Here is a 23,374-nt window from a genome sequence, read left to right on the forward strand (position 1 = left end):
TCCACCATGTCCAAACAAACCACCCGCCCCACCCCCTTCGGCCCCAGCGACCGCAGTGAAGAACCTCTTTTTTGCGTACAACCCGGCATTCCCATCGAACATGCACTGGAACATGCCAGCTATGTTTTAGGCACCGCGCGCGTGCTCACCTTGGCAGCTCAAGACTTGTGCACCGAACACCAGAGCTACCTGAATTGGGCCAGCCTGCAGTTAGCCGAAACCGGTTTGGCATTGGTTGAGGCTTCCATCGAAGGCTTGCAGGCGGATTCTTCTGCTCAGTAAGCAATTCATCGGGAGCAAGCCCCCTCCCGCCGTTGGCCGTATTTCAAAGCAGGGACGCGGTTAAATGCGGGAGGGGCCGTAGAGGCTACGCAGTGAATGGCGTTTGCCCGTGGGTAATGATTCGACTCACCGGCTCACCATCGACTCTGTACTTCAAGGGCAGGGCGTATGTCGTCTCCACATAAAAAATATGTGGGTTATCGGTTTTCATGACCGTCAGCCCCGAGGTATTGACCTCGTAGTAATGCGTCATCTTATCCAATTGGTTGCCATGTCGCCGGCGCCCAAAAATAGTCGTGGAAATCTCTTTGGTTGCCGCATCATCAGGCGCCAGATCCGTAAAGTAATGCCTGGCTCGCCCGCCCGGTAACGGCTTGCCATCCACGTTAAGCACCGAGGACTGCAGATGCCAATCGCTGTTGATTGCGGCATGAGACTTTGCCCCGGTGTAATGGTAGAAACGGTTCTCGCCTGTGACGGGAGGGTCCATCAGCGCTTTTTCACCCGGGAAAGCTTCAGGCACCTTGGGTCGTTTAAAGGCCGGCTGACTGCCGGTTACCCCCACGCCTGCGGATGAACCAGAGCCGGCTTGCCCGGCAGGACGTTTTTGCGGCTGAGGCCTGATTCCACCTGGGCCATGCAGTGTTTCGGGCTTGACGCCTCCCAGCATGCTGTTCAGTCGCCATTCGCCGGTGCCTGTTGGCTGGAGGAACATCACCGTTTTCTGGTTGACATCAACGACCCGAACATGCCCGCCCGCGACTTTGTAGACGTCGCTGATTTCAAATACTCGGTTGACGCCGGTGCCATCGGTGTAGCGGACATAAAACTTTTTCCCGACTTGAAACGTGCCGTCGCCCCTTTTCTTAACGCCCTCAAGCAGGCTATCAGGCAGTGAGTGAGCACTGTAGTCGGGCAGTTGGCGACCGGTGCCGGCGATGTCGGATACCGTGTTCGCTACCTTCCCAGAGACGCCAACATTGACAGACTGCTCCTGCAATATTTGCTTCAGCTCCCCGAAACTACTTTTCAACACTGTCTTCCCGCCCCTTGCCAGCCCCACTGCCAGGTCTCCCAGACCGTCGGTGGGGTTCAAGCCACTGGCAACTGAGCGCAAAACCGTATCGGACACCTTGAACGCCCGTGTTCCGAGCTTTTCACTCAACTTGCCCAACGCTTTGCTCGCCTGCCCCAGCCCTTTGCCGAATGGCAGGATGAAACCAAAGATATCCAGCGCAAAGTCCTTGATGGCCGCGCCGGTATTGCCCTTGACTGCGTTTTCGATGGCATTTTTAAACGGAATCAATCCGGTCACAAAATCATGCGCGGCCTTGATGCCGGCCTCTTCCTTTTCCACCTCGGTCACGCCTTTGGCGCCTGCCTTTATGGCATCGCGATCATGTAACAGGTGGTCGGCGATCACCTTGGCGATCGTGTCGAACCGAGCATTCACGGAAACCGCGGAACTGGCGTCCTGCCCTTGCCTGGGCTCAGGCAAATAAGGCGCGTTGAGCTGCTGAGTCAACAGCCCCGTCGAAACCTTGCCGGCCTGTGGCGGGGTGCCGTTTTCATAGGCCTCATAATCGACCGGAACACTGACCCCTTTAGCCTGAGTCGTGGCGTAGGTTTGAGCGTTGGCCACTCGTGGAGGGGGGTTAGGCAGATACCGGGGCAGGTCGTCGCGACGGCGGATGACGCCTTGCAGGGGGAACACTTCGTAGTACACATGGCGCAGGTTTTTAACGTCCCGGTCACTGCCGTTTTTGTCGACTTTGGTCAGCACCCGCATCAACAGTCCGTAACGCGCCTTGGCCGCTTGTGCCTGTTCCGGGCTCTCCGTCTCCTCAGCCTGCGCAACACCGGCTTTGCGTAGAGAAAAAAACTCGACCTTACCCGACGCGATGGTGTGTCTGTCTTGCGCAGACAGCTGCAATAGTTGGTGTCTGGAGGTGGTTGTCACGCCCTCCTTCAAGTTGTTGAAGTAGCTATCGAACTGGCTGTCGAATGCCTGGTTGACATCAGGAAGCGGCTTGACCCGGGTGAAACGGTTACCTAACTGAAAATCGTACCGCTGCCCTCTTGGGATACGGTCCATCTTTCCTGACATGTAGATATCCAGTAACGAGTGGTACTGGCTTTCACTGGCATCGATGTTGGCAATGCTGATATTACGCACATCAAATGAGTGATCGGCCCCATAGGCCTCTTTCAGGTTTTCAACTGCGATGTTCTCGCGGGTGGGCATGGCGGCGCTTATCTGCTCATGGGCTTTTTTCAATGAGGAGAGTTCCTCATTGAAGGCGTCGCGTAACCCGACCACGTCTTGCGACGTATAGTCTTCATCGTCCTTACCTGCCATTTCATCCTGGGCAACGCCCCACTGAATCAACGCATTGGACTGAGCCTTGGCCTCGACAACCCCCTCGGCCTCCGAGACAGGACTGTGATTGGCCAGCCTCATGAACGTTTGAAAATCGGTGTATGTCGCAATGCCCGGCGTCCAAAACTCTTGCGCCTGCACAACCGCCGACAGCTTGGCAAAGGCCGCAGACTTAACCACCAGGTTGCTGGGCATATCTTCGGCAATGAAGGCAGGGTCAGCGCCTGCAAGCAATAAGCGCGCGGCGGCCGGTGCCAGCTCGACAGGCACCTTGCCCTGGTCCACCAGATGTTTCTCCAGGCGCGAGACGACCACCGAAGGATGGACATCTCGATTGGCTGGCTGGTAAAGGTCATACCCGGCCACGACGCCACGCTTGCTGCCGGCCTGCGGATCCAGCTCCAGCACCATTGCCGCCAACGCCCAACTTGCATCTTTGCTGGTCAGTGACGCGTCACTGTTGAGGGCCATTTCCAGCGTTTGGCCCAAGTTTCTGATCTGAGCACTGCCCAGCATGCTTTCAAGCAGCTGCGCGGCGCTCATGCCTTGAAGCGAAACCCCATGCTTCTCATAAAAAGCAGCGAAGATGCCTTTGCCAGGCGACAGCGTGGCCATTTCGGCGGCGGCCATTTCGCTTAGCCGGGTGCGCTGACCACTGTCCAATGTGGCGGGCTGGGATAACAGCCCCCAGTAATTGCCGTGCTCAACCGGCTCAGGCAACGGCTCCTTGCACACGGCGATGAGGTTGGCCAGTTGCCCAAGATCCTTGGGGACCAGCCATTGATTTTCCCGCAGGAACCACGCCAGCGGCACATCCTCGCCCGGCGCGATTTTATAGGCGCGCCCAAAAGTAGAAACGTGATGAGCGGAAAATTTCTTCACTTCGAGCAACGCTGCAACATCCAGACTCGGATCCTCGGCGATGGCCGCCTGGATCTCTTCCAACGCCACCGTCAGGCAATAATTGGTATGAATATTCCCTGCCAATTCTTGGCGCTGACTGAGCGTCAGCGCCGAAGGCTTAGAGGTGTCGCGGGCCGGAGCGTTTTCCAGTGTGGCTCTGCGCAACCGAGGCACCCTGGGCGTTTGGGGAGCCGAAGGCGCTTGCAACGGTTCATTGCCCACCGCCGCAGGAGGTGGTTCAACCGGCAATGAAGAGGGTGGCGTTATAGCCAAAAACGGTTGCTGATTGCCTGGACTGAGGGGGCGGTAAATCATCGACTCTTTCTCACATAAAAGGACTTGAAGTAGGACCTGTCGAGGCGCTCTGTTCCGACAGGCTTCGGTACTTCCTGAGTGTCGATTCGTATAAAAACCGCTAAAAAAACTTGTTTGATCATGTGTTCAATGCAGCGCACAGACCCTGTCTCTGCCCGTAGATAGTCAACCCGGCCCAGCCACAGGTACGATGGTCTATCCCTTCGCGAGGTCATCATCATGTTCTTCGGCGTTCTACTGATCATCACCTGGCTGATCCTGCTGCTGCGCTACCCCGCCAAAGCCTTGCCGGTATCGCTGGCCGCCGCCGTCGGCCTGGGTTTTGTCGCCATCTGGGTGGTGTGGCTGGACAGCCGCGAAGCCTCGCAACTGGCACGCCTGGAACTGCGCATCAGCTACGCGCCACAGGAATGCCCAGCCGACCGACCGTTGAAACTGGTGCTGATCAACGGCAACGACGTGCCGCTCACTGAATTGCGCTGGCGCCTCGCAGCGTATGCACCGGGGGACACGGTGAACCTGGCCGATAACGTTTATGCTGCGCCGCGCTACCGCGGCCCTGGCGAATTACAGGCCGGCGCCACCTGGGACGACTGTTTACCCACGCCGCCGCTGCGCCCCGGCTACCGCCCGCAAACCCTGGAATTTCGCGCCGAGCACCTGCAAGGCAGTTTCTCGGACTGACAAAGGATTGATCCATGCCCAACGTACTCATCACCGGTTGCTCCAGTGGCATTGGCCGCGCCCTCGCTGACGCATTTAAATCCGCCGGCTTCGACGTGTGGGCCAGCGCCCGCCGCGAAGCGGACGTCGCCGCCCTCGCTGCTGCCGGCTTCAATGCCGTGCTACTGGACGTCAACGACAGTGCGGCGCTGCAGCGCCTGGCCGAACAGCTCGGCGAACTGGACGTGTTGATCAACAATGCCGGCTACGGCGCCATGGGGCCGCTGCTCGACGGCGGCACCAAAGCCATGCAGCGCCAGTTCGAGACCAATGTGTTTTCCATCGTCGGCGTCACCCAGGCACTCTTTCCCGCGCTGCGGCGCAGCAAAGGGCTGGTGGTGAATATCGGCAGCGTTTCGGGTGTGCTGGTCACGCCGTTTGCCGGTGCGTACTGCGCCTCGAAAGCGGCGGTGCATGCCTTGAGCGATGCATTGCGTATGGAACTGGCGCCGTTTGGCGTGCGCGTGCTGGAAGTACAGCCGGGAGCAATCAATACAAGCTTCGCGAAAAACGCCGGCGCCCAGGCTGAGCTGCTGATCAACGAACAATCGCCCTGGTGGCCGTTGCGTGAAGGTATTCGTGCGCGCTCCCAGGCTTCGCAGGGCAACCCGACTTCGGCCGAGCAGTTTGCAGCTCAAGTGCTTAAGGCTGTGCAACACCCAACACCGCCACGGATGTTGCGTGCGGGCAATGGCAGCCGAGCGTTGCCGTTGATGGCGGCGCTGTTGCCAAAAGGGTTGCTGGAGAAAGTCCTGAAGAAGCGGTTCGGACTCTCTGGCTCACTCTAGCCCTTCATAAAATCAATAAACGCCCGCACCTTCAGCGGCAAATGCCGTGTATCCGGGTACATCGCGTAAATCCCTTGCGGCGCGAAGCGATGGTCCGCCAGTAAGCGCACCAACCGCCCCGCGTCCAGATCACCCTGCACCAGCCATTGCGGCAGCACCGCCACACCATGCCCACGCACGGCAAAAGCCTGGAGCACAGACGCACTGTCGGCCACCAGTGCCGCAGGGCCGGAACGGTATTGATGCTCGCCGCCGGCCGGGTCGGTCAGGCTCAGTTCCGTCAAACGGCCATGGCCTAACTTGGGCACGCGCTCCAACGCATCCAGGGTTTGCACCAGGGCAAACTCAGGCGCGGCGACAGCAAACACCTCAAAGGTCGACAGCTGCACCGCCCGGTGATTGGAGTCGAGCAGTCGCCCCAACCGAATCGCCACGTCAAAGCGTTCGGAGATCAAATCGGCATGGGTGGAGGATGTGGATAAGTGAATGTTCAAGTCCGGGTGCAGGCGCCGAAAAGCCTCCACCGCAGGAGCAACGACTGCCAACGCGTATTCCACCGTGGTGGTGATGCGTAAGGTGCCTTTGAGCTGGGCATGTTCAGAACGGGCTTCTTCCACCGCCAGCCGGGCTTCTTCCAGCATGCGCGTGCAACGCAGGTAAAAGCGCTCACCGGCATCTGTCAGCGCCAACTGGCGGGTGCTGCGAGTTAACAGGGTCACGCCCAGTTCTGCCTCAAGGCGCTTGAGGTTGAAGCTGACCACGGCGCGGGTCTGGCCCAGCCGATCGGCGGCGGCGGTGAGCGAGCCGGCCTCGACCACGGCCTTGAAGGTGTCGAATCGGTCCAGGCTGACCATTGGCCGCGCCCTCCTTTGTCAAAATATTTTTGACAAACTAACAGTCAAATCACCGTATCCCAAACGCTGCTTGCGACCTACCCTGCCCGCTTCACTCGCAGGATCGCGTTTATGACCTACCGCTCGAAAGTCGCCTGGATCTTTTTACTCGGCTTTGCCCTGGACCTGGTGAACATGTTTGTCGCCACCGTTGCCTACCCGGACATCGCCCGCGAACTGCACGCCTCGGTCACGCAATTGGCGTGGATCAGCAACGCCTACGTACTCGGGCTGACCGTGATCATTCCGTTGAGTGTGTGGCTGGCGGCGATCATGGGCGAACGAACGCTGATCGCGGCGAGCCTGCTGTTGTTCGCGGGCGCCTCGGTGATGGTTGGCCAGGCGGGTTCCATCGAAACGCTGATTGGCTGGCGGGCGCTGCAAGGTTTGGGCGGTGGTTTGCTGATCCCCGTGGGCCAGGCCATGGCTTACCGGCACTATCCAGCGGCAGAACGCAGCCAATTGACAGCCAGCGTGATGTCGGTGGCGCTGCTGGTACCGGCATTGTCGCCGGCTTTGGGCGGGCTGATCGTCGACAGTGTGTCATGGCGCTGGATCTTCTACGCCAACCTGCCGCTGGCGTTGCTCACGTTGCTGCTGGCACTGCTGTGGATAAAACCTGATGCACCTGTAACAGTGCGCCCGGCCCTGGATGTGGGCAGTATTTTCAAACAGATCCGCAGCCCGATGCTGCGCGTGGCGATGTTGGTCTATCTGTTCATCCCCGGCATATTTATCGGCACCAGCCTGATCGCTATTCTCTACCTGCGAGGCCTGGGCTACGACGCGACACACACCGGCGCGCTGATGTTGCCGTGGGCGCTGGCGTCGGCACTGGCGATTTTCCTGAGCAAAAAACGCTTCAACCGCTACGGCCCAAAACCCTTGCTGCTGGCGGGCATGGCCCTGCAATGCATCGGCATCCTGCTGCTGACAAAACCCGAACCGGCCGTAATTATTCTAGCCTACGCGTTGATGGGCCTGGGCGGCAGCCTGTGCAGCAGCACGGCGCAGACCTTGGCGTTTCTCGACATACCCGCCGAGCGCATGGGCCACGCCAGTGCGCTGTGGAACATCAATCGACAAGTCAGCTTCTGCCTCGGCGCTGCCGCCCTCAGTGCGTTGTTGTCGGCCTTGGATTCCTTCGTCATAACCTTCACGATAGCCGCAGCCCTGACACTGCTGCCCCTTTTTGCCGTGTTGCGCCTGGATACATCCAGAGTCCGCACGCTGCTTCACCCTGCCAGCGAGCCCAGCCATGATTGATTACAACGATTTTTTTGAAGAAGTGATCCAGACCCACGTCGAGATCGAGCAATGGTTTGCCGGGGTTGCGCCTGAAGGCACCCTGGAAACCTTGCTTGCGCGCTTTTCACCCGATTTCAGCATGGTCGCACCCGCCACCGGCACGAGAGTGAATACAGCCGGGGTTAAAGCGTTGTTCACGCGCCTGGGCGGTATGCGCCCGGGGTTGAAGATCACCTTGAGCGAAATGGCCGGGATCGACCGGCACGCGCGCGGTGCCACGGTGACTTACCGCGAACACCAGATTGATGACAGCGGCACCCAGACTGACCGCCGCGCCACCGTGGTATTCGAAAAACAGGCCAGCGGCGCGCTGCTGTGGCGCCATCTGCATGAAACCTTCATCAAGGCATAACACAGCCAAAACTGTGGGAGCTGGCTTGCCTGCGATGGCGGTGGGTCAGCTGAAAACAGGTCAACTGACAGTGCGCTATCGCAGGCAAGCCAGCTCCCACAGTTTAATGTTGCGTTGGGTTGACGATCACCGTGCAGGTGATCCCCGCCGCCAGCAGCACGCCGTCGGGCACTTCATCAATGTGTATCCGCACCGGCACCCGCTGGGCCAGGCGCACCCAGTTGAAGGTCGGGTTCACATCGGCGATCAGCTCACGGCTCTCGGGGTTGTCGCGGTCATAGATACCCCGCGAGATGCTTTCCACGTGGCCCTTGAGCGTCTCGCCGCTCATCAGTTGCATATCGGCTTTGTCGCCCACCTTCACATGGGGCAGCTTGGTCTCTTCGAAGAAGCCGTAGACCCAGAACGAGTTCATGTCCACCACGGCCATTTTTGCCTCGCCAATGCGCGCGTAGTCGCCGCGATGCACATTGAGGTTGGTGACATAACCGTCCACTGCCGCCACCACCTGCGTACGTTTCAAGTTAAGTTCAGCGGCTTCCAGTTGCGCCAACGCATGCTGGTAATCGGCCAACGCCGAGTCGGCGATGTTGCTGGCGTCGTCGCGGTTTTCCCTGGAGATCACCAGCGCGTCGAGGTCGGCACGGCGGTGGGCGTTGACCTTGCGCATCTCCCAGGTAGCTTTGCGCGAAGCCACCAGCGACTGCGCCTGTTTGACGGCAATGCGGTAGTGCTCGGGGTCGATCTGCATCAGCAGGTCGCCCTTCTTCACCAACTGGTTGTCACGCACCGGTACATCCACCACTTCGCCCGTAACGTCGGCCGCCACATTGATGATGTCGGCGCGCACGCGGCCATCGCGGGTCCACGGCGTTTGCATGTAGTGCACCCACAACGTGCGGCCAATCCAGATCGCCAATGCCAATACCAGCAAGGTCGCGAGCAGGCTGAAAAACTTTTTCATCGGGGCATTCTCAACGGTAGACGGTCAGCGCGAGCGCGCCGAACAAGCAAACGAACAGGCTCAGGCGCAGCAGCGCCGGGTGCCAGAAAAAACGGTAGAGGTCGAACCCGGCCAGGAAGCGGTCCAACGCCCAGGCCAACCCTGCGGCGATAAAAAACAACAGGGTCATGGTCGGCATGTACAGGCCATGGAAGGCGATTTCACGGGGCATGCGGGGCTCCTTTGAGAGCAGCCAATGGCGATTGCGGGTCTAGCAGCGAGGTGCGGATAAAGTGCAGGTAGCTTTTCACCCGGCGCAGCGCCGAGGTATCAAAATGCGGGGCGAAGGGTTCGTCGGTGGCCTGCACACGGCTGATCGCATGGTCGACAGCCACCAGTCCACGCTCCAGATTGTTCGCGCTCGGTTGCAAAAACAGCCGCACCAGCGAGCGCCCCATCACGCGGATCGCCTGGCGCCACGGCTGGGATTGGGCATACGCCGGGTGCACCGGCAAAATCGCCTGTTCCTTGCGCAGTTCGATGATCGCATGGCCGACTTCCAGCACCACGAACATCCAGCGCAGCAAATCACGCTGCACCTGCGGCTGGCCAACGGCGAGGCCGTAGGCCTGGTGCAGCAGGTCGCGGGTGCGGCTTTCAAAACTCGACGCCAGGCCCTTGAGCTTGCCGCTGATCGCATACACAACCTGCTCGCGCAGGTCCTGCTCCAAACGGCGCCACAACCAACGGCTGTTGGGCGGCAGAATGATCGCCCCCGCCGCCGCGCACACCAGCATGCCGATGATCATGGCGATGTAGTCGTTGATAAAGGTGTAGGGGTTGTAGACCGTGAGGTTGTCCGGCACCGAACCGGTGCTGAAAAAGATCAACAGGCCCACGCCTACCCCGGCGTATTGCGGGCGTGAGGCCAGGAACGAGCCGAAGATGATCACCGGCGCGAGCATCAGGCACAGCAGCGGGAAGCCGTCGATCCAGGGGAACACGAAGAACATTTCGACAAAGCCAACCAGTGCGCCGATCAAGGTGCCGCAGGCCATTTGAAAGGCCATGCGCTTGGGGTTGGGCGTGGCGGCGGACAGGCCGACGGTGGCGGCGGCAATCAGCGTCATGGTTGCGCCGCTGGGCCAGGCGGTGGCCACCCAGTAGCTGCCGAGCACAATAAGGATGAACGACGCACGAATACCCGAAGCCGCGCAGGCCAGCCAGTTGGTCTTGGGGATAAAGGTCTCGTTCCACTGCTCGCGCTCATGGCTGTGGTCGGCCAGGGAAGCGTGGGTCAGCGCGTAGTTGTGCAAGTCATCGACAAAGCGATAAAGCAGCTCGTAGGCGGTATGAAAATCCAGCTGTTCAGCTTCGCTTGGGTTGGCTTCCTGAAAGCTTGCACGCAGGGCACGCACCGTGGCGGGAAGCTCGTCTTTGTAGGCGCTGAGTTGGTTGACCAGCCGTGCGGCGTCGGGGCTGGTGAGCGCCCGACCGGAGAAGCCGTCGAGCACTTCGGCAAGGCCTTGCAGGCCGGGCTTGATCGCAGCCACCACATGATCAGCCGCGTGCGCACGTAACCGTTCGAGCAACTGGTGCAGGGCGTTGAAGCGCGTGGTGATGCTCATGAATTCGCTGTTGAGGCGGCTGAGTCGACCATTGCGCAGACGCATGTGCGGGTCTTCAAACACGGTGACGCTGCGCAGCCCTTCCAGGCCCACGGCTTCGGCGATAAAACGCACGTTGCTGGCCTCGAAACCTTCGCGCTGGCTGCGCCCACGCAGGCCGTCGGTGACGAACAGCGCGAACACGCCAAAGCGCTGATACAAGGCGTTGCGCATCGCCGCGCTGGAGGTTTGCGGCAGGATCGCGGCGCTGACCACTGTGGAGCATAAAATCCCCAGGGAAATTTCCAGCACGCGCCATACCGCCGCCATAAACGCGCCGTCGGGGTTTGCCAGCGCCGGCAAACCAACCATCGCCGCCGTATAGCCGGCCAGTACAAACCCGTAGGCGCGAAAGTTGCGATTACGCGTGGCGCCAGCGGTGCAGATGCCCACCCAGATCGCCAACGCGCCCAGGAACAATTCGGTGTTCTGCGCAAACAAGGCAATCAACAAGACCATCACCGCCGAGCCCGCCAAGGTGCCGAGGAAGCGATAGAAACTCTTGGCAAACACCTGGCCGCTCTGCGGTTGCATCACGATAAATACGGTGATCATCGCCGTGCGCGGTTGCGGCAACTCCAGGCGCATGGCCAGCCACAACGTCAGGAACGCAGCGATCAGCACCTTGAAGATATACACCCAGGTCACGCCGTCGCTGCGGGCCCAGTCGAAAAAACCACGGCGCCACTCAAGGGAGTGCAACCAGCGCAGCGGTGCAGGCAAGGGAGTCATTACAATTTACTCAGTGATCAAACACGGCGAGCGCCGCCGGGGTTTTGCTCGGCAGTGTCTTGGCGTCCGGTGGTACGTCGTTACCGGCGCCGAGCCCGCCACCCAGGGCCGTGACCAGTTCGGCATGCGCACTCAGGCGCGCGGCCTGCACCTGTTGTTCGATCTGTTGCTGGCGAAACAACAAGGTCTGAGCGTTGAGCACATTGAGGTAATCGGTGAGGCCGCGCTGGTAGGCGATCATGGCGATGTCGTAGGTTTTCTGCGCCGAGGCCACCGACTGCGCGGCAAAGGTAGCTTGCTTGTCCATGGATTCGCGGCGGATCAACTGGTCGCTGATGCCCTTGAGCGCGTTGACCAGCGTCTGGTTGTACTTGGCCACGGCGATGTCATAACCGGCGCTGGCTTCGCCCAACTGCCCACGCAAACGACCGCCGTCGAAGATCGGCAGGCTGATCGCCGGGCCGACGGTGTAGTTGAATTTCTGCCCGCTGAGAAACCCCAGCATCGTGCCGCCGGTGGCCATATAGCCGAGGCTTCCGACCAGATCGACGTTGGGGTAGAAACCGGCGTGCGCCACATCAATACCGCGCGCCTGGGCGGCGACCTGCCAGCGGCTGGCAACCACATCCGGGCGTTGGCCGAGCAATTGCGCGGGCAGGCTTGAGGGCAGCTTCAGCGGCGCGGCCAAGGACAAACTCGGGCGTTGCAGTTGCGCGCCTGCGCCTGGGCCTTTACCGGCCAATGCCGCGAGCTGGTTGCGGCTCAGGGCGATTTCTTCGTCGAGTGCGTCGAGCTGGCGATGGGTTTCGGGCAAGGGCGTTTCGGCCTGGCTCACATCGAAATGCGTGCCGATGCCGGCATTCAGGCGCTTATTGGCCAGGTCGAGGATCTGCTGTTGCTGGGCCAGGGTGGCGGCGACGATATCGCGGTTGGCGAAGTGCAACGACAGCTGGATATAGGCGCGCACCACATTGTTCTGCAATTCGAGCTGGGCCTGACGCGCTTCGGCAGCGCTCATATGCGCCAGGTCGACGGCGCGTTCGCTGGCATTGCTTTCGCGGCCCCACAGGTCGAGGGCGTAGCTCAAGCCCAGGGACGCGGTGTTGTCCCAGGTATTGGCACCGCTCAATTCGCCCGGCCCGTAGAACTGATCTTTCGGCCAGTTGTGGCGTTTGAGCGTGGTGTCACTGTTGATCTGCAACGACTCAGCCGACTCGGCGATCCCGGCCAGGGCCCGCGCTTCCCGCACCCGCGCGGCGGCCATGGCCATGTTCGGGCTGTTTTGCGTGGCGAGGTCGACCCAGCGGTTGAGTTGCATGTCGCCATAGGCTTGCCACCATTGTGTGGTGGGCCAGTGGGCGTCCTGCGCGGCGCTCTGGATGGCGGCGTCGGTGGCCAGGGTATTGGCGTTGAAGGCTTGGCCTTGGGGGGCGATTCCTCCGGTTCCGATGCAGCCGCTGATTGCTAACGATAAGGCCAAAACACTGAGAGCCTTCAGCTCTCTGCTGATGCGACGCGGCACGGCGAACGAATTCCTGAGGTGGTGAGGCGGGGAAGGTGGCGCAATTCTAGGGGGCGCCATGGGGAACGATAAGCTGGCATTCCTGTGAATCTTTGTTACCGTTCAGGCGATAATCCGTTGGTAGGGATCACTGGACGGCGTAACTTTCTGTCACAATTTGCTATCTCCCTTGAGAACACTCCATGGACACTTTGCAAAATATGCGCGCCTTCAGTTGCGTGGCCGAGGCCGGCAGCTTCACCGCCGCCGCCGTGCAACTGGACACCACCACCGCCAACGTCTCGCGCGCGGTCTCCAACCTTGAGGCCCATCTGCAAACCCGCTTGCTCAACCGCACCACTCGCCGCATCGCGCTGACCGAGGCCGGCAAGCGCTATTTGCTGCGTTGTGAGCAGATCCTGGCTTATGTCGAGGAAGCCGAGGCCGAAGCCAGCGACGCCCACGCACGCCCCGCCGGGCAGCTGAAAGTGCATACCATGACCGGCATCGGCCAGCATTTCGTGATTGACGCAATTGCCCGTTACCGTCGCACCCACCCCGACGTGACCTTCGACCTGACCCTGGCCAACCGCGTGCCGGACCTGCTCGACGAGGGTTACGATGTGTCCATCGTGCTGGCCAGCGAGCTGCCGGATTCGGGTTTTGTGTCCCAGCGCCTGGGCATCACCTACAGCATCGCGTGTGCCTCGCCGGATTACGTCAAGGCCAAAGGTTGCGCACAGCGGCCCCAGGATTTGCTCAACCACGCCTGCCTGCGCCTGGTCAGCCCGGTGATCCAGCTGGACAAATGGACCTTCAACGGCCCCGAAGGCCAGGAAAGCGTGGCGATCAACACTTCGCCGTTCCTGGTCAACTCGGCTGATGCGATGAAAACCGCGATCACCAGCGGCATGGGCGTCGGCCTGCTGCCGGTGTATGCGGCTATTGAGGGTTTGCGTAACGGCACGCTGGTGCGGGTGATGCCCAACTACCGCTCGCAGGAGCTGAACCTGTATGCCATCTACCCCTCGCGCCAGTACCTGGATGCGAAGATCAAGACCTGGGTGGAATACCTGAGAGGGTCGTTGCCGGAGATTCTGGCGGCGCATCAGGCGGAGTTGGTGGCGTACGAGTTGAGTGGCAGCCTGGGCGGCACACGCCTGGCGAACTGACGTTGGAATACGGCCCCACAAACACCATCCATTTACTGTGGGAGCTGGCTTGCCTGCGATAGCATCGCCTCGGTACTGCTGATACACCGAGGCGCCAGCATCGCAGGCAAGCCAGCTCCCACATTTTGAGCGGAGTTCTGCAATGAAAAAGACTGTCCTCGCCTTCAGCCGTGTCACCCCGCAAATGATCGAACGCCTGCAACAGGACTTCGAGGTCATCGCGCCGAACCCCAAGCTGGGTGACATCAATGCTCAATTCAACGAAGCCCTGCCCCACGCCCATGGCCTGATCGGCGTAGGCCGCAAGCTGGGCCGTGCGCAGCTGGAAGGCGCGAGCAAGCTGGAGGTGGTGTCCAGCGTGTCGGTGGGTTACGACAACTACGACGTGCCGTACTTCAACGAGCGCGGGATCATGCTCACCAACACCCCGGACGTACTCACCGAAAGCACCGCCGACCTGGCCTTCGCCCTGCTGATGAGCGGCGCGCGCCGCGTGGCCGAACTGGATGCCTGGACCAAGGCCGGCCAGTGGAAAGCCAGCGTTGGCGCGCCGCTGTTCGGCTGCGATGTACACGGCAAGACCCTCGGCATAGTGGGCATGGGCAATATCGGCGCAGCAGTGGCCCGGCGCGGGCGCCTGGGCTTCAATATGCCGATTCTGTACAGCGGCAACAGCCGCAAGACCCAGCTGGAGCAGGAGCTGGGCGCGCAGTTGCGCAGCCTGGACCAGTTGCTGGCCGAGGCGGATTTTGTCTGCCTGGTGGTGCCGTTGAGCGACAAGACCCGCCACTTGATCAGCACCCGCGAATTGGGGCTGATGAAGTCCAGTGCGATCCTGATCAATATTTCCCGTGGGCCGGTGGTGGATGAACCGGCGCTGATTGAGGCGCTGCAAACCCAGAAAATCCGTGGCGCCGGGCTGGATGTGTATGAGCAAGAGCCGCTGGCCGAATCGCCGCTGTTCCAACTGAGCAATGCGGTGACCCTGCCGCATATCGGCTCGGCTACGCATGAAACTCGTGAAGCCATGGCCAATCGCGCCCTGGACAACCTGCGCAGCGCCTTGCTGGGGCAACGTCCGCAGGATCTGGTGAACCCGCAGGTCTGGAAGGGCTGACGCCGATCTCATATGGGATGGGTTTTGTGTGAGAGCTGGCTTGCCTGCGATGGCATCACCTCAGTGCAACTGGTAGACCGAGGTGCCTGCATCGCAGGCAAGCCAGCTCCCACACAAGCCCAGCCCGACACAAAATCCGGTTAAAGCCTGGCTCCCCCGAGTCGATAACCTTCCATAGATCGTCATCCCTGATCCACAGAAGGTTTTTATGTCCACCACCAAAGCCCGCGCAGATTCACTCTCGCTTCTGCTCTTTACCTTGCGCAGCGGCAAGCTGATGGCCATCAACCTGCTCAAAGTCAGTGAAATCATCCCCTGCCCACCGCTGACCAAGCTGCCGGAGTCGCACCCGCACGTCAAAGGCATCGCCACCCTGCGCGGTGCCTCGCTGTCGGTGATCGACCTGAGCCGCGCCCTCGGTGAGATGCCGCTGCAAGACCCGAACGGCGGCTGCCTGATCGTCACCGATGTCAGCCGTTCCAAGCAGGGCCTGCATGTGCAGGCGGTGAGCAAGATTGTGCATTGCCTGACCACCGACATCCGCCCGCCGCCCTATGGCTCCGGCGGCAATCGCTCGTTTATCACCGGCGTGACTCAGGTCGAAGGCGGCCTGGTGCAGGTGCTGGATATCGAAAAGGTCATCCACGGCATTGCCCCGGCCCCCGTTGAAGCGGCGCCGACCGACTTGACCATGGAAGAAGCCGAAGTGCTCGGCAATGCGCGAATCCTGGTGGTGGACGACAGCCAGGTGGCTCTGCAGCAATCGGTACACACCCTGCGCAACCTCGGCCTGACGTGCCACACCGCGCGCAGTGCCAAGGAAGCCATTGATGTGCTGCTGGAGCTGCAAGGCACGGTCGAGCAGATCAACGTGGTGGTGTCGGACATCGAGATGTCCGAAATGGACGGTTACGCCCTCACCCGCACCCTGCGCGAAACCCCGGACTTCCAGGAGCTTTACGTGCTGCTGCACACCTCCCTGGACAGCGCGATGAACAGCGAGAAGGCCCGCCTGGCCGGTGCCGACGCGGTGCTCACCAAGTTCTCGTCGCCCGAGCTGACCAAATGCCTGGTGGTTGCCGCGCAAACTGTGGCGCAAAAAGGCCTGTAAGCGGTGGCGGAGTATTTCCAACTGCTGCGCCGCGACCTTACTACCAGCCTGCCAGCACCGCAGTGGCCGGCCAATACCCGGCTGGATCATTACCGCGATGAGCTGGCCCCGGCCATCCATGCCGTATTGCGCATGACCCAGGAACAGCGCGGCGGCCGTGTCCCCAGCCTGGCAGAATGGCGCCGGCAGTTCGTCACCGACGCCGAGTTCGACCCCACGCTATGCCTGGTGGCCAGTAACGCAGACGGCATTCTTGGCGTGGCCCAGTGCTGGACCAGCGCGTTTATCAAGAACCTCTCGGTCCATCCGTGCGCCCAAGGCCAGGGGCTGGGGCGTGCCTTGTTGCTGCATACCTTCCACGTGTTCAAGCAACGCGGCGAGCCCTGTGTGGACCTGAAGGTGCTGGAAACCAACCAACGCGCCCGACAGTTGTATGAAAGTGCCGGCATGGTGTTTGTGCTGCGCGACCAGGTACCCGAGGACTGACCGGCACTGGCGCATAACTTGCTTCCACTGAGCCTGAACAGTGAATAGAGGCAAAAACCCGTCACCGTTCAAGAGTGCCCTCTGACCTTGCCTGGTGACAGATCCTCCATGAATACTCACTTTTCCTGCGTGGGTTGCGGCAAATGCTGCAGCGACCATCACGTTCCCCTGACCCTCGAAGAAGCCCGCAGTTGGGCGGCTGACGGCGGTAACGTCATCGTGCTGGTGGAGGGCTTTCTTGGCACCGGCCTGGGCTTGCCGGTGCAACAACGCGAGCATGCCGAACGCCGTTCAGTGGTAGTGCCGAGCGGCAATACCGAGGCGTTTGTGGCAATCACCTTTGCCGCCTACAACGCCGGGCGTTGCCGCAATCTTGACGAAGACAACCGTTGTGGCATCTATGAGCGTCGCCCACTGGTGTGTCGCATCTACCCGATGGAAATCAACCCGCATATCCCATTGAACCCCGCCGCCAAGGATTGCCCGCCAGAATCCTGGGAACAGGGGCCGGCGCTGATCGTCGGCGGTGAGTTGATGGATGCAGAACTGGCTGAGCTGATCCGCCGCTCACGCCAGGCCGACCGTGACGATGTGCAGACCAAGGAGGCCGTGTGCGCCTTGCTGGGTATTCGTACCACGGCGCTCAAGGGCGATGGGTTTACCGCGTATTTGCCGGATATGGCTGCCTTTGCGCAGGCGATTGAGTTGGCGATTGAGCAACCATCGGTGGCTAATGAGTGGGTGTTTCACGTCTCCGGCATGGACATCGCCGAGCAGGTGCTGGATGCGGGGGCGCAGATTGCCACTGAGGTGCCGGCCAACTATGCGTTTATCTCGTTGAGGGCGGCTTAGGCTCGATGCGGCCAGTGTGGATGTGGGAGCTGGCTTGCCTGCGATGCGGGCAACTCGGCACACCAGGTACACCGAAGTGATGCCATCGCAGGCAAGCCAGCTCCCACAGTTGAACGGGTATGGCTGCCTGTTGGCCATGGCTTGCAAAACACGGGGCCTGCTCACGTGCCGCAATTAATTGGCCATCATTGAGTGGAGGGCGGCTCATCCAAGTGATAAGGCGCCAGAATCCGCTGGTATTCACCGTTGTGCATCAGTTGCTCAAGCGCGTGATTGAGGTCGTTGCGCAAAGTGGAGTCAAACTTGCGCACAGCAATGGCAATGCCGTTGCCTAAGAGTTCACCGGACAAGGGCGGCCCCATGAAGTCGAAATCCTGGCCAACCGGGGTGTCGAGCAGTGCACTGCGAATTTCCACAGTGCCTTGCAGCGTCGCATCAATCTTGCCGGCTACCAGACTGCGGGCCAGTTCGTCATTGAGCCAGAAACTTTTGATGATGACGCCCGCCGGTGCCCACTGCGACCGCGCAAAGGCTTCGCGATTGCTGCCCAGCAGCACACCGACACGCTTACCCTTGAGCGAGCGTGTGTCGGGTAACAGGCCGGACGCCTTACGGGCCACCAAACGCGTGGTAAAAGGGTAGAGATTATCGGTGAACCCCACCCACCGCCGCCGCCCCGAGGTGGCGGCAATGCCCATGATCGCATCGAACTGCCGGGCTTCGAGGGCCGGGAAGTCTTCGACAAACACCTGGTCGACCCAGGTGCAGCGCACATTCAACTGTGTACACAGGGCATTGCCCAAGTCGATGTTCAAGCCCACCAATTGACCTTGCGGGCTACGACTCTGAAAGGGCGGAAACTGCGCGGCAACAGCGAAGCGGATTTCGCGCCGGGGTTGATCATCGTCGGCCACGGCGTCGATCGACAGCAATAGGGCAAGTGCTGCACACAGGGGTATCAGAGCCACGGGAAACATCCTTTTCCAGAAAGACCAGCCTTGGCCACCCGCCCGATCTGAACGGTCGGGATGGAATCAAGGCTGTGCAAGCTTTCTAGAAACGGTCGCGGGTCTTCAATCGGAAATGTCAGCAGGTGTTGTAGTCCGCACCTGATAAAACGCTGGTCGTTCTATTCTCAGCGTTTACCCATCGAGCGGCGAGTGCCCGGCGGCGCCATGCCTGGCGACTTGGTGTGGCCGTTCTTGGCGCCATTCTTGTACCAAGGCTGGGCGGCGTTTTTGGCCCCAGCCAGTTCACCCGGCTTGAACGGAAACTTGAACGCCGGGATCTCGGCTTTTTCAACGCTTTGAGCGTCGGCCGGATCGACGAGGTCGGCCGCGTCAACAGGGGGTTGTGTCGGGGAAGTCATGGAAGCTCCGGGGCGTGCAGAAAATGAGGCGGTGGCCGGCTTGCGGGCCACGCTGGCGCGCAGTATACCTGCGCGCCTTGGATCTTTAACCACCTCCGGTACGAATGGTCGGACTTTACTGACAGCGCTGTCAGTTAGCAGTCACCGTGCTGACCGGGTTGGCGGGCTATAAAGAACGATCACTCTCCCAACCCTTTGCCCCGGCGCCCCACCCCATGCACATTCAACGAAAAACCGCCCTGATCGTGGCTGCCCTGGTGGTCGTGGCAGTTGCAGCCTGGGCCTTCAACCGACCGGCGAAAACCAAACTGGCGGTGTCCACCGCTATCCCGGTGCGAGTGGTGAGCGTCACACAGCAGGACATTCCTCGATTTGTCAGCGGTATCGGCTCGGTGCTGTCGCTGCACAGCGTGGTGATCCGCCCGCAAATCGACGGCATCCTCACCAAGCTGCTGGTCAAGGAGGGCCAATTGGTCAAGGCCGGTGACCTGCTGGCGACCATCGATGACCGCTCGATCCGCGCGAGCCTTGATCAGGCCAAGGCGCAGTTGGGCGAAAGCCAGGCGCAGTTGCAAGTGGCGTTGGTAAACCTCAAGCGCTACAAAGAGCTGAGCGTCGACGACGGCGTATCCAAGCAGACCTATGACCAGCAGCAAGCCCTGGTCAACCAGCTCAAGGCCACGGCGCAAGGTAATCAGGCCGCCATTGATTCGGCCCTGGTACAGCTGTCCTACACCCAGATTCGCTCGCCGGTGACTGGCCGTGTCGGCATTCGCACCGTGGATGAAGGCAACTTCCTGCGCATGAGTGATACCCAAGGCTTGTTCTCGGTGACGCAAATCGATCCGATCGCCGTGGAGTTCTCGTTGCCGCAACAAATGTTGCCGACCCTGCAAGGCTTGATCGCCGCGCCCACCCAAGCCAGCGTCGATGCCTACATGGGCGCCGACACCGACGGCCAGACCGGCGACCTGCTCGGCGAAGGGCACCTGAGCCTGATCGACAACCAGATCAGCTCCACCACCGGCACCCTGCGCGCCAAGGCTGAATTCAACAACGCTTCGCAGCGTCTGTGGCCGGGGCAACTGGTGACTATCAAGATCCAGACCGCCCTGGACAAGAACGCGCTGGTGGTGCCACCGACCGTGGTGCAACGTGGGCTCGACGCGCATTTTGTGTACCGCGTCAACGGTGACAAGGTTGAGGTTGTGCCGGTGCAGGTGGCGTATCAGGACAGCGACGTGACCATCATCAAGGGCGTGCAAGCCGGTGATGTGCTGGTCAGCGACGGCCAGTCGCGGCTCAAGGCCGGTGCGCAAATCGAGGTGCTCAAAGAGCCACCACAAGTGATCCAGACCGCCCAGACCAAGGTGCAACCATGAGCGGCAGCCGTTCCCCGTCCGCCTGGTGCGTCGACCATCCGGTTGCCACCCTGTTGCTGACCTTTGCGCTGGTGTTGCTGGGGCTGATTGCCTTCCCGCGCCTGGCTGTGGCGCCGCTGCCGGAAGCGGAGTTCCCGACCATCCAGGTCACCGCCACCTTGCCCGGCGCCAGCCCGGACACCATGGCCTCATCCGTGGCCACGCCCTTGGAGGTGCAATTCAGCGCCATCCCTGGCATGACCCAGATGACCTCCAGCAGCGCCTTGGGTTCAAGCCTGCTGACCCTGCAATTCACCCTGAACAAAAGCATCGACACCGCCGCGCAGGAAGTGCAGGCGGCGATCAACACCGCCTCCGGCAAGCTGCCCAGCGACATGCCGAGCCTGCCGACCTGGAAGAAGGTCAACCCGGCCGACAGCCCGGTGCTGATCCTCAGCGTCAGCTCCGACAGCATGCCCAGCACCGAGCTGAGCGACTATGTAGAAACCTTGCTGGCGCGGCAGATCAGCCAGATTGACGGCGTTGGCCAGATCAATATCACCGGGCAGCAACGCCCGGCGATTCGCGTACAGGCTTCACCGGACAAACTCGCGGCCATCGGCCTGACCCTCGCCGATGTGCGCCTGGCCATCCAGCAGTCCAGCCTGAACCTGGCCAAAGGTGCGATTTACGGCAAGAACAGCGTGTCGACGATATCGACCAACGACCAGCTGTTTCACCCCGAGGAATACGGCCAACTGATCGTTTCCTACAAGAACGGCGCGCCGGTGCAACTGCGTGATGTCGCCAAAGTCATCAACGGTTCGGAAAACGCCTACGTACAGGCCTGGTCCGGTGACACGCCCGGCGTCAACCTGGTGATTTCGCGCCAGCCCGGCGCCAACATTGTCGAGACCGTGGACCGCATTCAAGCCGAACTGCCGCGCCTGGAAGGCATGCTGCCCGCCTCGGTGCAGGTCAGCGTGTTGACCGACCGCACCAAGACCATCCGCGCGTCCTTGCATGAAGTGGAAGTGACCCTGCTGATCGCCATCCTGCTGGTGGTGGCGGTGATGGCGCTGTTCCTGCGCCAATTGTCGGCGACGCTGATTGTGTCCAGCGTACTCGGCGTGTCGCTGATCGCCAGTTTCGCGCTGATGTATGTGCTGGGCTTCAGCTTGAATAACCTGACGCTGGTGGCGATCGTGATCGCCGTGGGCTTTGTGGTCGACGATGCCATCGTGGTGGTGGAGAACATTCACCGTCACCTGGAGGCGGGCCTGGATAAACGCGAGGCGGCAATCAAGGGCTCGGGCGAGATCGGCTTTACCGTGGTGTCCATCAGCTTCTCGCTGGTGGCGGCGTTTATTCCGCTGTTGTTCATGGGCGGTGTGGTCGGGCGGCTGTTCAAGGAGTTTGCGCTGACGGCCACCTCGACCATCCTGATTTCGGTGGTGGTTTCGCTGACTTTGGCGCCGACCCTGGCCGCGCTGTTCATGCGCGCGCCGACCCATCATGCCCATGACAAACCGGGCTTCAGCGAGCGCCTGCTCGCTGGCTACGCGCGCAACCTGCGCCGTGCGCTGGCGCATCAACGCAGCATGGCAGCGATCTTTATGCTGACCCTGGCGTTGGCCGTGGTCGGCTACGTGTTTATCCCCAAGGGTTTCTTCCCGGTGCAGGACACCGGCTTTGTACTCGGCACCAGCGAAGCGGCGGCCGACGTGTCGTACCCGGACATGGTCGCCAAGCACAAGGCGCTGGCCGAGATCGTCAAGGACGACCCGGCAGTGGCCGCGTTTTCCCACTCGGTGGGCGTGACCGGCAGCAACCAGACCATCGCCAACGGCCGTTTCTGGATCGCCTTGAAAGACCGCGGTGATCGCGATGTATCCGCCAGCCAGTTCATTGACCGCATCCGCCCCAAACTGGCCAAGGTGCCGGGCATCGTCTTGTACCTGCGCGCCGGCCAGGACATCAACTTGAGTTCCGGCCCAAGCCGCGCCCAGTATCAATATGTGCTCAAGAGCAACGACGGCGCGACGCTCAATACCTGGACCCAACGCCTGACCGAAAAACTGCGCGCCAACCCGGCCTTTCGCGACCTGTCCAACGACTTGCAACTGGGCGGCAGCATCACTCACATCAGCATCGACCGCCAGGCGGCGGCGCGCTTTGGCCTCACCGCTACCGATGTCGACCAGGCGCTGTATGACGCGTTCGGCCAGCGCCAGATCAACGAGTTCCAGACCGAGATCAACCAGTACCAGGTGGTGCTGGAACTCGACACTCAACAGCGCGGCAAGGCCGAAAGCCTGAACTACTTTTACCTGCGCTCACCGTTGACCAACGAGATGGTGCCGCTGTCGGCACTGGCCAAGGTCGACCCACCCAGCGTGGGGCCGTTGTCCATCAGCCATGACGGCATGTTCCCGGCGGCCAACCTGTCGTTCAACCTGGCACCCGGCGTGGCATTGGGTGATGCGGTGATCATGCTCAACCAGGCCAAAAACGAAATCGGCATGCCGACCACCCTGATCGGCACCTTCCAGGGTGCGGCCCAGGCGTTCCAAAGCTCTTTGGCCAGCCAACCGTGGCTGATCCTGGCGGCGCTGGTGGCGGTCTATATTATTTTGGGCGTGCTCTATGAGAGCTTCGTGCACCCGCTGACGATCATCTCCACCTTGCCCTCGGCGGGCTTGGGCGCGTTGATCATGCTGTGGTTGCTGGGCCAGGACTTTTCGATCATGGCCTTGATCGGTCTGGTGCTGCTGATCGGTATCGTCAAGAAAAACGGCATCCTGATGATCGACTTTGCCCTGGAGGCCCAGCGCGTGCGCGGGCTGCCACCTGAGGAGGCGATTTATGAAGCCTGCGTCACCCGGTTCCGGCCGATCATCATGACCACCCTCGCCGCCCTGCTCGGCGCCGTGCCGTTGATGCTGGGCTCCGGGCCAGGCGCCGAACTGCGCCAGCCGCTGGGGATCGCGGTGGTCGGCGGCCTGTTGGTGAGCCAGGCGCTGACGCTGTTCACCACACCGGTCATATACTTGTACCTTGAGAAGTTTTTCCACAGGCCCAAACCAGCGCTGGCGCTGGCGACCACACACTAAAGGCGG

At 61.1% G+C, this 23,374-nt stretch carries 20 protein-coding genes; 12 read left to right on the top strand and 8 right to left on the bottom strand.

The annotated features are described in order from the left end of the window. Window positions 1–6 precede the first annotated feature (6 nt). The gene (locus HX790_RS05845; RefSeq protein WP_017138156.1) at window positions 7–282 is read left to right on the top strand and encodes a DUF3077 domain-containing protein; all 276 of its coding nucleotides are present in this window, start codon (window positions 7–9) and stop codon (window positions 280–282) included. Window positions 283–367: 85 nt separating this feature from the next. Here HX790_RS05845 and HX790_RS05850 read toward each other — a convergent pair whose 3' ends face one another. Then, a complete protein-coding gene (locus tag HX790_RS05850; RefSeq protein ID WP_369683568.1) occupies window positions 368–3,739 on the bottom strand; it encodes a hypothetical protein in 3,372 nt (1,123 codons plus the stop codon). A 360-nt stretch (window positions 3,740–4,099) separates the two neighbouring features. Between HX790_RS05850 and HX790_RS05855 the strand changes: the two genes are divergently transcribed. After that, the gene (locus HX790_RS05855; RefSeq protein WP_069786112.1) at window positions 4,100–4,564 is read left to right on the top strand and encodes a multidrug transporter; all 465 of its coding nucleotides are present in this window, start codon (window positions 4,100–4,102) and stop codon (window positions 4,562–4,564) included. Between the two features lie 14 nt (window positions 4,565–4,578). Beyond that, complete coding sequence (locus HX790_RS05860; protein WP_099548418.1) at window positions 4,579–5,391, top strand: SDR family oxidoreductase; 813 nt, start codon at window positions 4,579–4,581, stop codon at window positions 5,389–5,391. Here the strand turns inward: HX790_RS05860 and HX790_RS05865 are convergent. Beyond that, a complete protein-coding gene (locus tag HX790_RS05865; protein WP_099548417.1) occupies window positions 5,388–6,245 on the bottom strand; it encodes a LysR family transcriptional regulator in 858 nt (285 codons plus the stop codon). The genes HX790_RS05860 and HX790_RS05865 overlap by 4 nt on opposite strands. Before the next feature lie 111 nt (window positions 6,246–6,356). Between HX790_RS05865 and HX790_RS05870 the strand changes: the two genes are divergently transcribed. Both HX790_RS05870 and HX790_RS05875 read left to right on the top strand, forming a co-directional pair. Further along, complete coding sequence (locus tag HX790_RS05870) at window positions 6,357–7,550, top strand: MFS transporter (RefSeq protein WP_017138161.1); 1,194 nt, start codon at window positions 6,357–6,359, stop codon at window positions 7,548–7,550. Beyond that, window positions 7,543–7,944, top strand: coding sequence for a nuclear transport factor 2 family protein (locus HX790_RS05875; RefSeq protein WP_017138162.1), 402 nt, complete (start codon window positions 7,543–7,545; stop codon window positions 7,942–7,944). Before HX790_RS05870 ends, HX790_RS05875 begins: the two co-directional genes overlap by 8 nt. A 103-nt stretch (window positions 7,945–8,047) precedes the next feature. Here HX790_RS05875 and HX790_RS05880 read toward each other — a convergent pair whose 3' ends face one another. Genes HX790_RS05880 through HX790_RS05895 form a run of 4 tightly spaced genes read right to left on the bottom strand, consistent with a single transcriptional unit; the run spans window position 8,048 to window position 12,808 of the window. Further along, window positions 8,048–8,908, bottom strand: coding sequence for an HlyD family secretion protein (locus tag HX790_RS05880; RefSeq protein WP_017138163.1), 861 nt, complete (start codon window positions 8,906–8,908; stop codon window positions 8,048–8,050). Window positions 8,909–8,918: 10 nt separating this feature from the next. Continuing rightward, window positions 8,919–9,119, bottom strand: coding sequence for a DUF1656 domain-containing protein (locus tag HX790_RS05885; protein WP_017138164.1), 201 nt, complete (start codon window positions 9,117–9,119; stop codon window positions 8,919–8,921). Next, window positions 9,109–11,286: an FUSC family protein gene (locus HX790_RS05890; RefSeq protein ID WP_176991340.1), complete on the bottom strand. Its 2,178-nt coding sequence runs from the start codon at window positions 11,284–11,286 to the stop codon at window positions 9,109–9,111. The genes HX790_RS05885 and HX790_RS05890 overlap by 11 nt, the downstream gene beginning before the upstream one ends. 10 nt (window positions 11,287–11,296) lie before the next feature. Continuing rightward, window positions 11,297–12,808: an efflux transporter outer membrane subunit gene (locus HX790_RS05895; protein WP_169986928.1), complete on the bottom strand. Its 1,512-nt coding sequence runs from the start codon at window positions 12,806–12,808 to the stop codon at window positions 11,297–11,299. Window positions 12,809–12,990: 182 nt separating this feature from the next. Here HX790_RS05895 and HX790_RS05900 point away from each other — a divergent pair, with 182 nt between their 5' ends. The 5 genes from HX790_RS05900 to HX790_RS05920 all read left to right on the top strand — a co-directional run bounded on the left by HX790_RS05900 (window position 12,991) and on the right by HX790_RS05920 (window position 17,525). Next, window positions 12,991–13,959 (top strand): LysR family transcriptional regulator, encoded by a 969-nt coding sequence (locus HX790_RS05900; RefSeq protein WP_017138167.1) that lies wholly within the window; start codon window positions 12,991–12,993, stop codon window positions 13,957–13,959. A gap of 142 nt (window positions 13,960–14,101) precedes the next feature. Next, entirely contained in the window at window positions 14,102–15,076 is a 975-nt protein-coding gene (locus HX790_RS05905) for a D-glycerate dehydrogenase (protein WP_176991341.1), read from the top strand. Window positions 15,077–15,284: 208 nt separating this feature from the next. Then, entirely contained in the window at window positions 15,285–16,187 is a 903-nt protein-coding gene (locus HX790_RS05910) for a chemotaxis protein CheV (RefSeq protein ID WP_017138169.1), read from the top strand. A gap of 3 nt (window positions 16,188–16,190) precedes the next feature. Next, window positions 16,191–16,673, top strand: a complete 483-nt coding sequence (locus tag HX790_RS05915) for an N-acetyltransferase (protein WP_176991342.1) — start codon at window positions 16,191–16,193, stop codon at window positions 16,671–16,673. Window positions 16,674–16,781: 108 nt separating this feature from the next. Further along, window positions 16,782–17,525 (top strand): YkgJ family cysteine cluster protein, encoded by a 744-nt coding sequence (locus HX790_RS05920; protein ID WP_017138171.1) that lies wholly within the window; start codon window positions 16,782–16,784, stop codon window positions 17,523–17,525. Window positions 17,526–17,710: 185 nt separating this feature from the next. Here HX790_RS05920 and HX790_RS05925 read toward each other — a convergent pair whose 3' ends face one another. Beyond that, window positions 17,711–18,493, bottom strand: coding sequence for a transporter substrate-binding domain-containing protein (locus HX790_RS05925; RefSeq protein WP_026013782.1), 783 nt, complete (start codon window positions 18,491–18,493; stop codon window positions 17,711–17,713). Between the two features lie 167 nt (window positions 18,494–18,660). After that, window positions 18,661–18,894: a hypothetical protein gene (locus HX790_RS05930; protein WP_017138173.1), complete on the bottom strand. Its 234-nt coding sequence runs from the start codon at window positions 18,892–18,894 to the stop codon at window positions 18,661–18,663. 215 nt (window positions 18,895–19,109) lie between these two features. Between HX790_RS05930 and HX790_RS05935 the strand changes: the two genes are divergently transcribed. Then, on the top strand, window positions 19,110–20,276 hold the full coding sequence (locus tag HX790_RS05935; protein ID WP_017138174.1) for an efflux RND transporter periplasmic adaptor subunit: 1,167 nt from the start codon (window positions 19,110–19,112) through the stop codon (window positions 20,274–20,276). After that, window positions 20,273–23,368: a multidrug efflux RND transporter permease subunit gene (locus HX790_RS05940; RefSeq protein WP_017138175.1), complete on the top strand. Its 3,096-nt coding sequence runs from the start codon at window positions 20,273–20,275 to the stop codon at window positions 23,366–23,368. Before HX790_RS05935 ends, HX790_RS05940 begins: the two co-directional genes overlap by 4 nt. Window positions 23,369–23,374: the final 6 nt, after the last annotated feature.

Source organism: Pseudomonas sp. IPO3747 (assembly GCF_013385245.1).
Lineage (GTDB): Bacteria > Pseudomonadota > Gammaproteobacteria > Pseudomonadales > Pseudomonadaceae > Aquipseudomonas > Aquipseudomonas edaphica.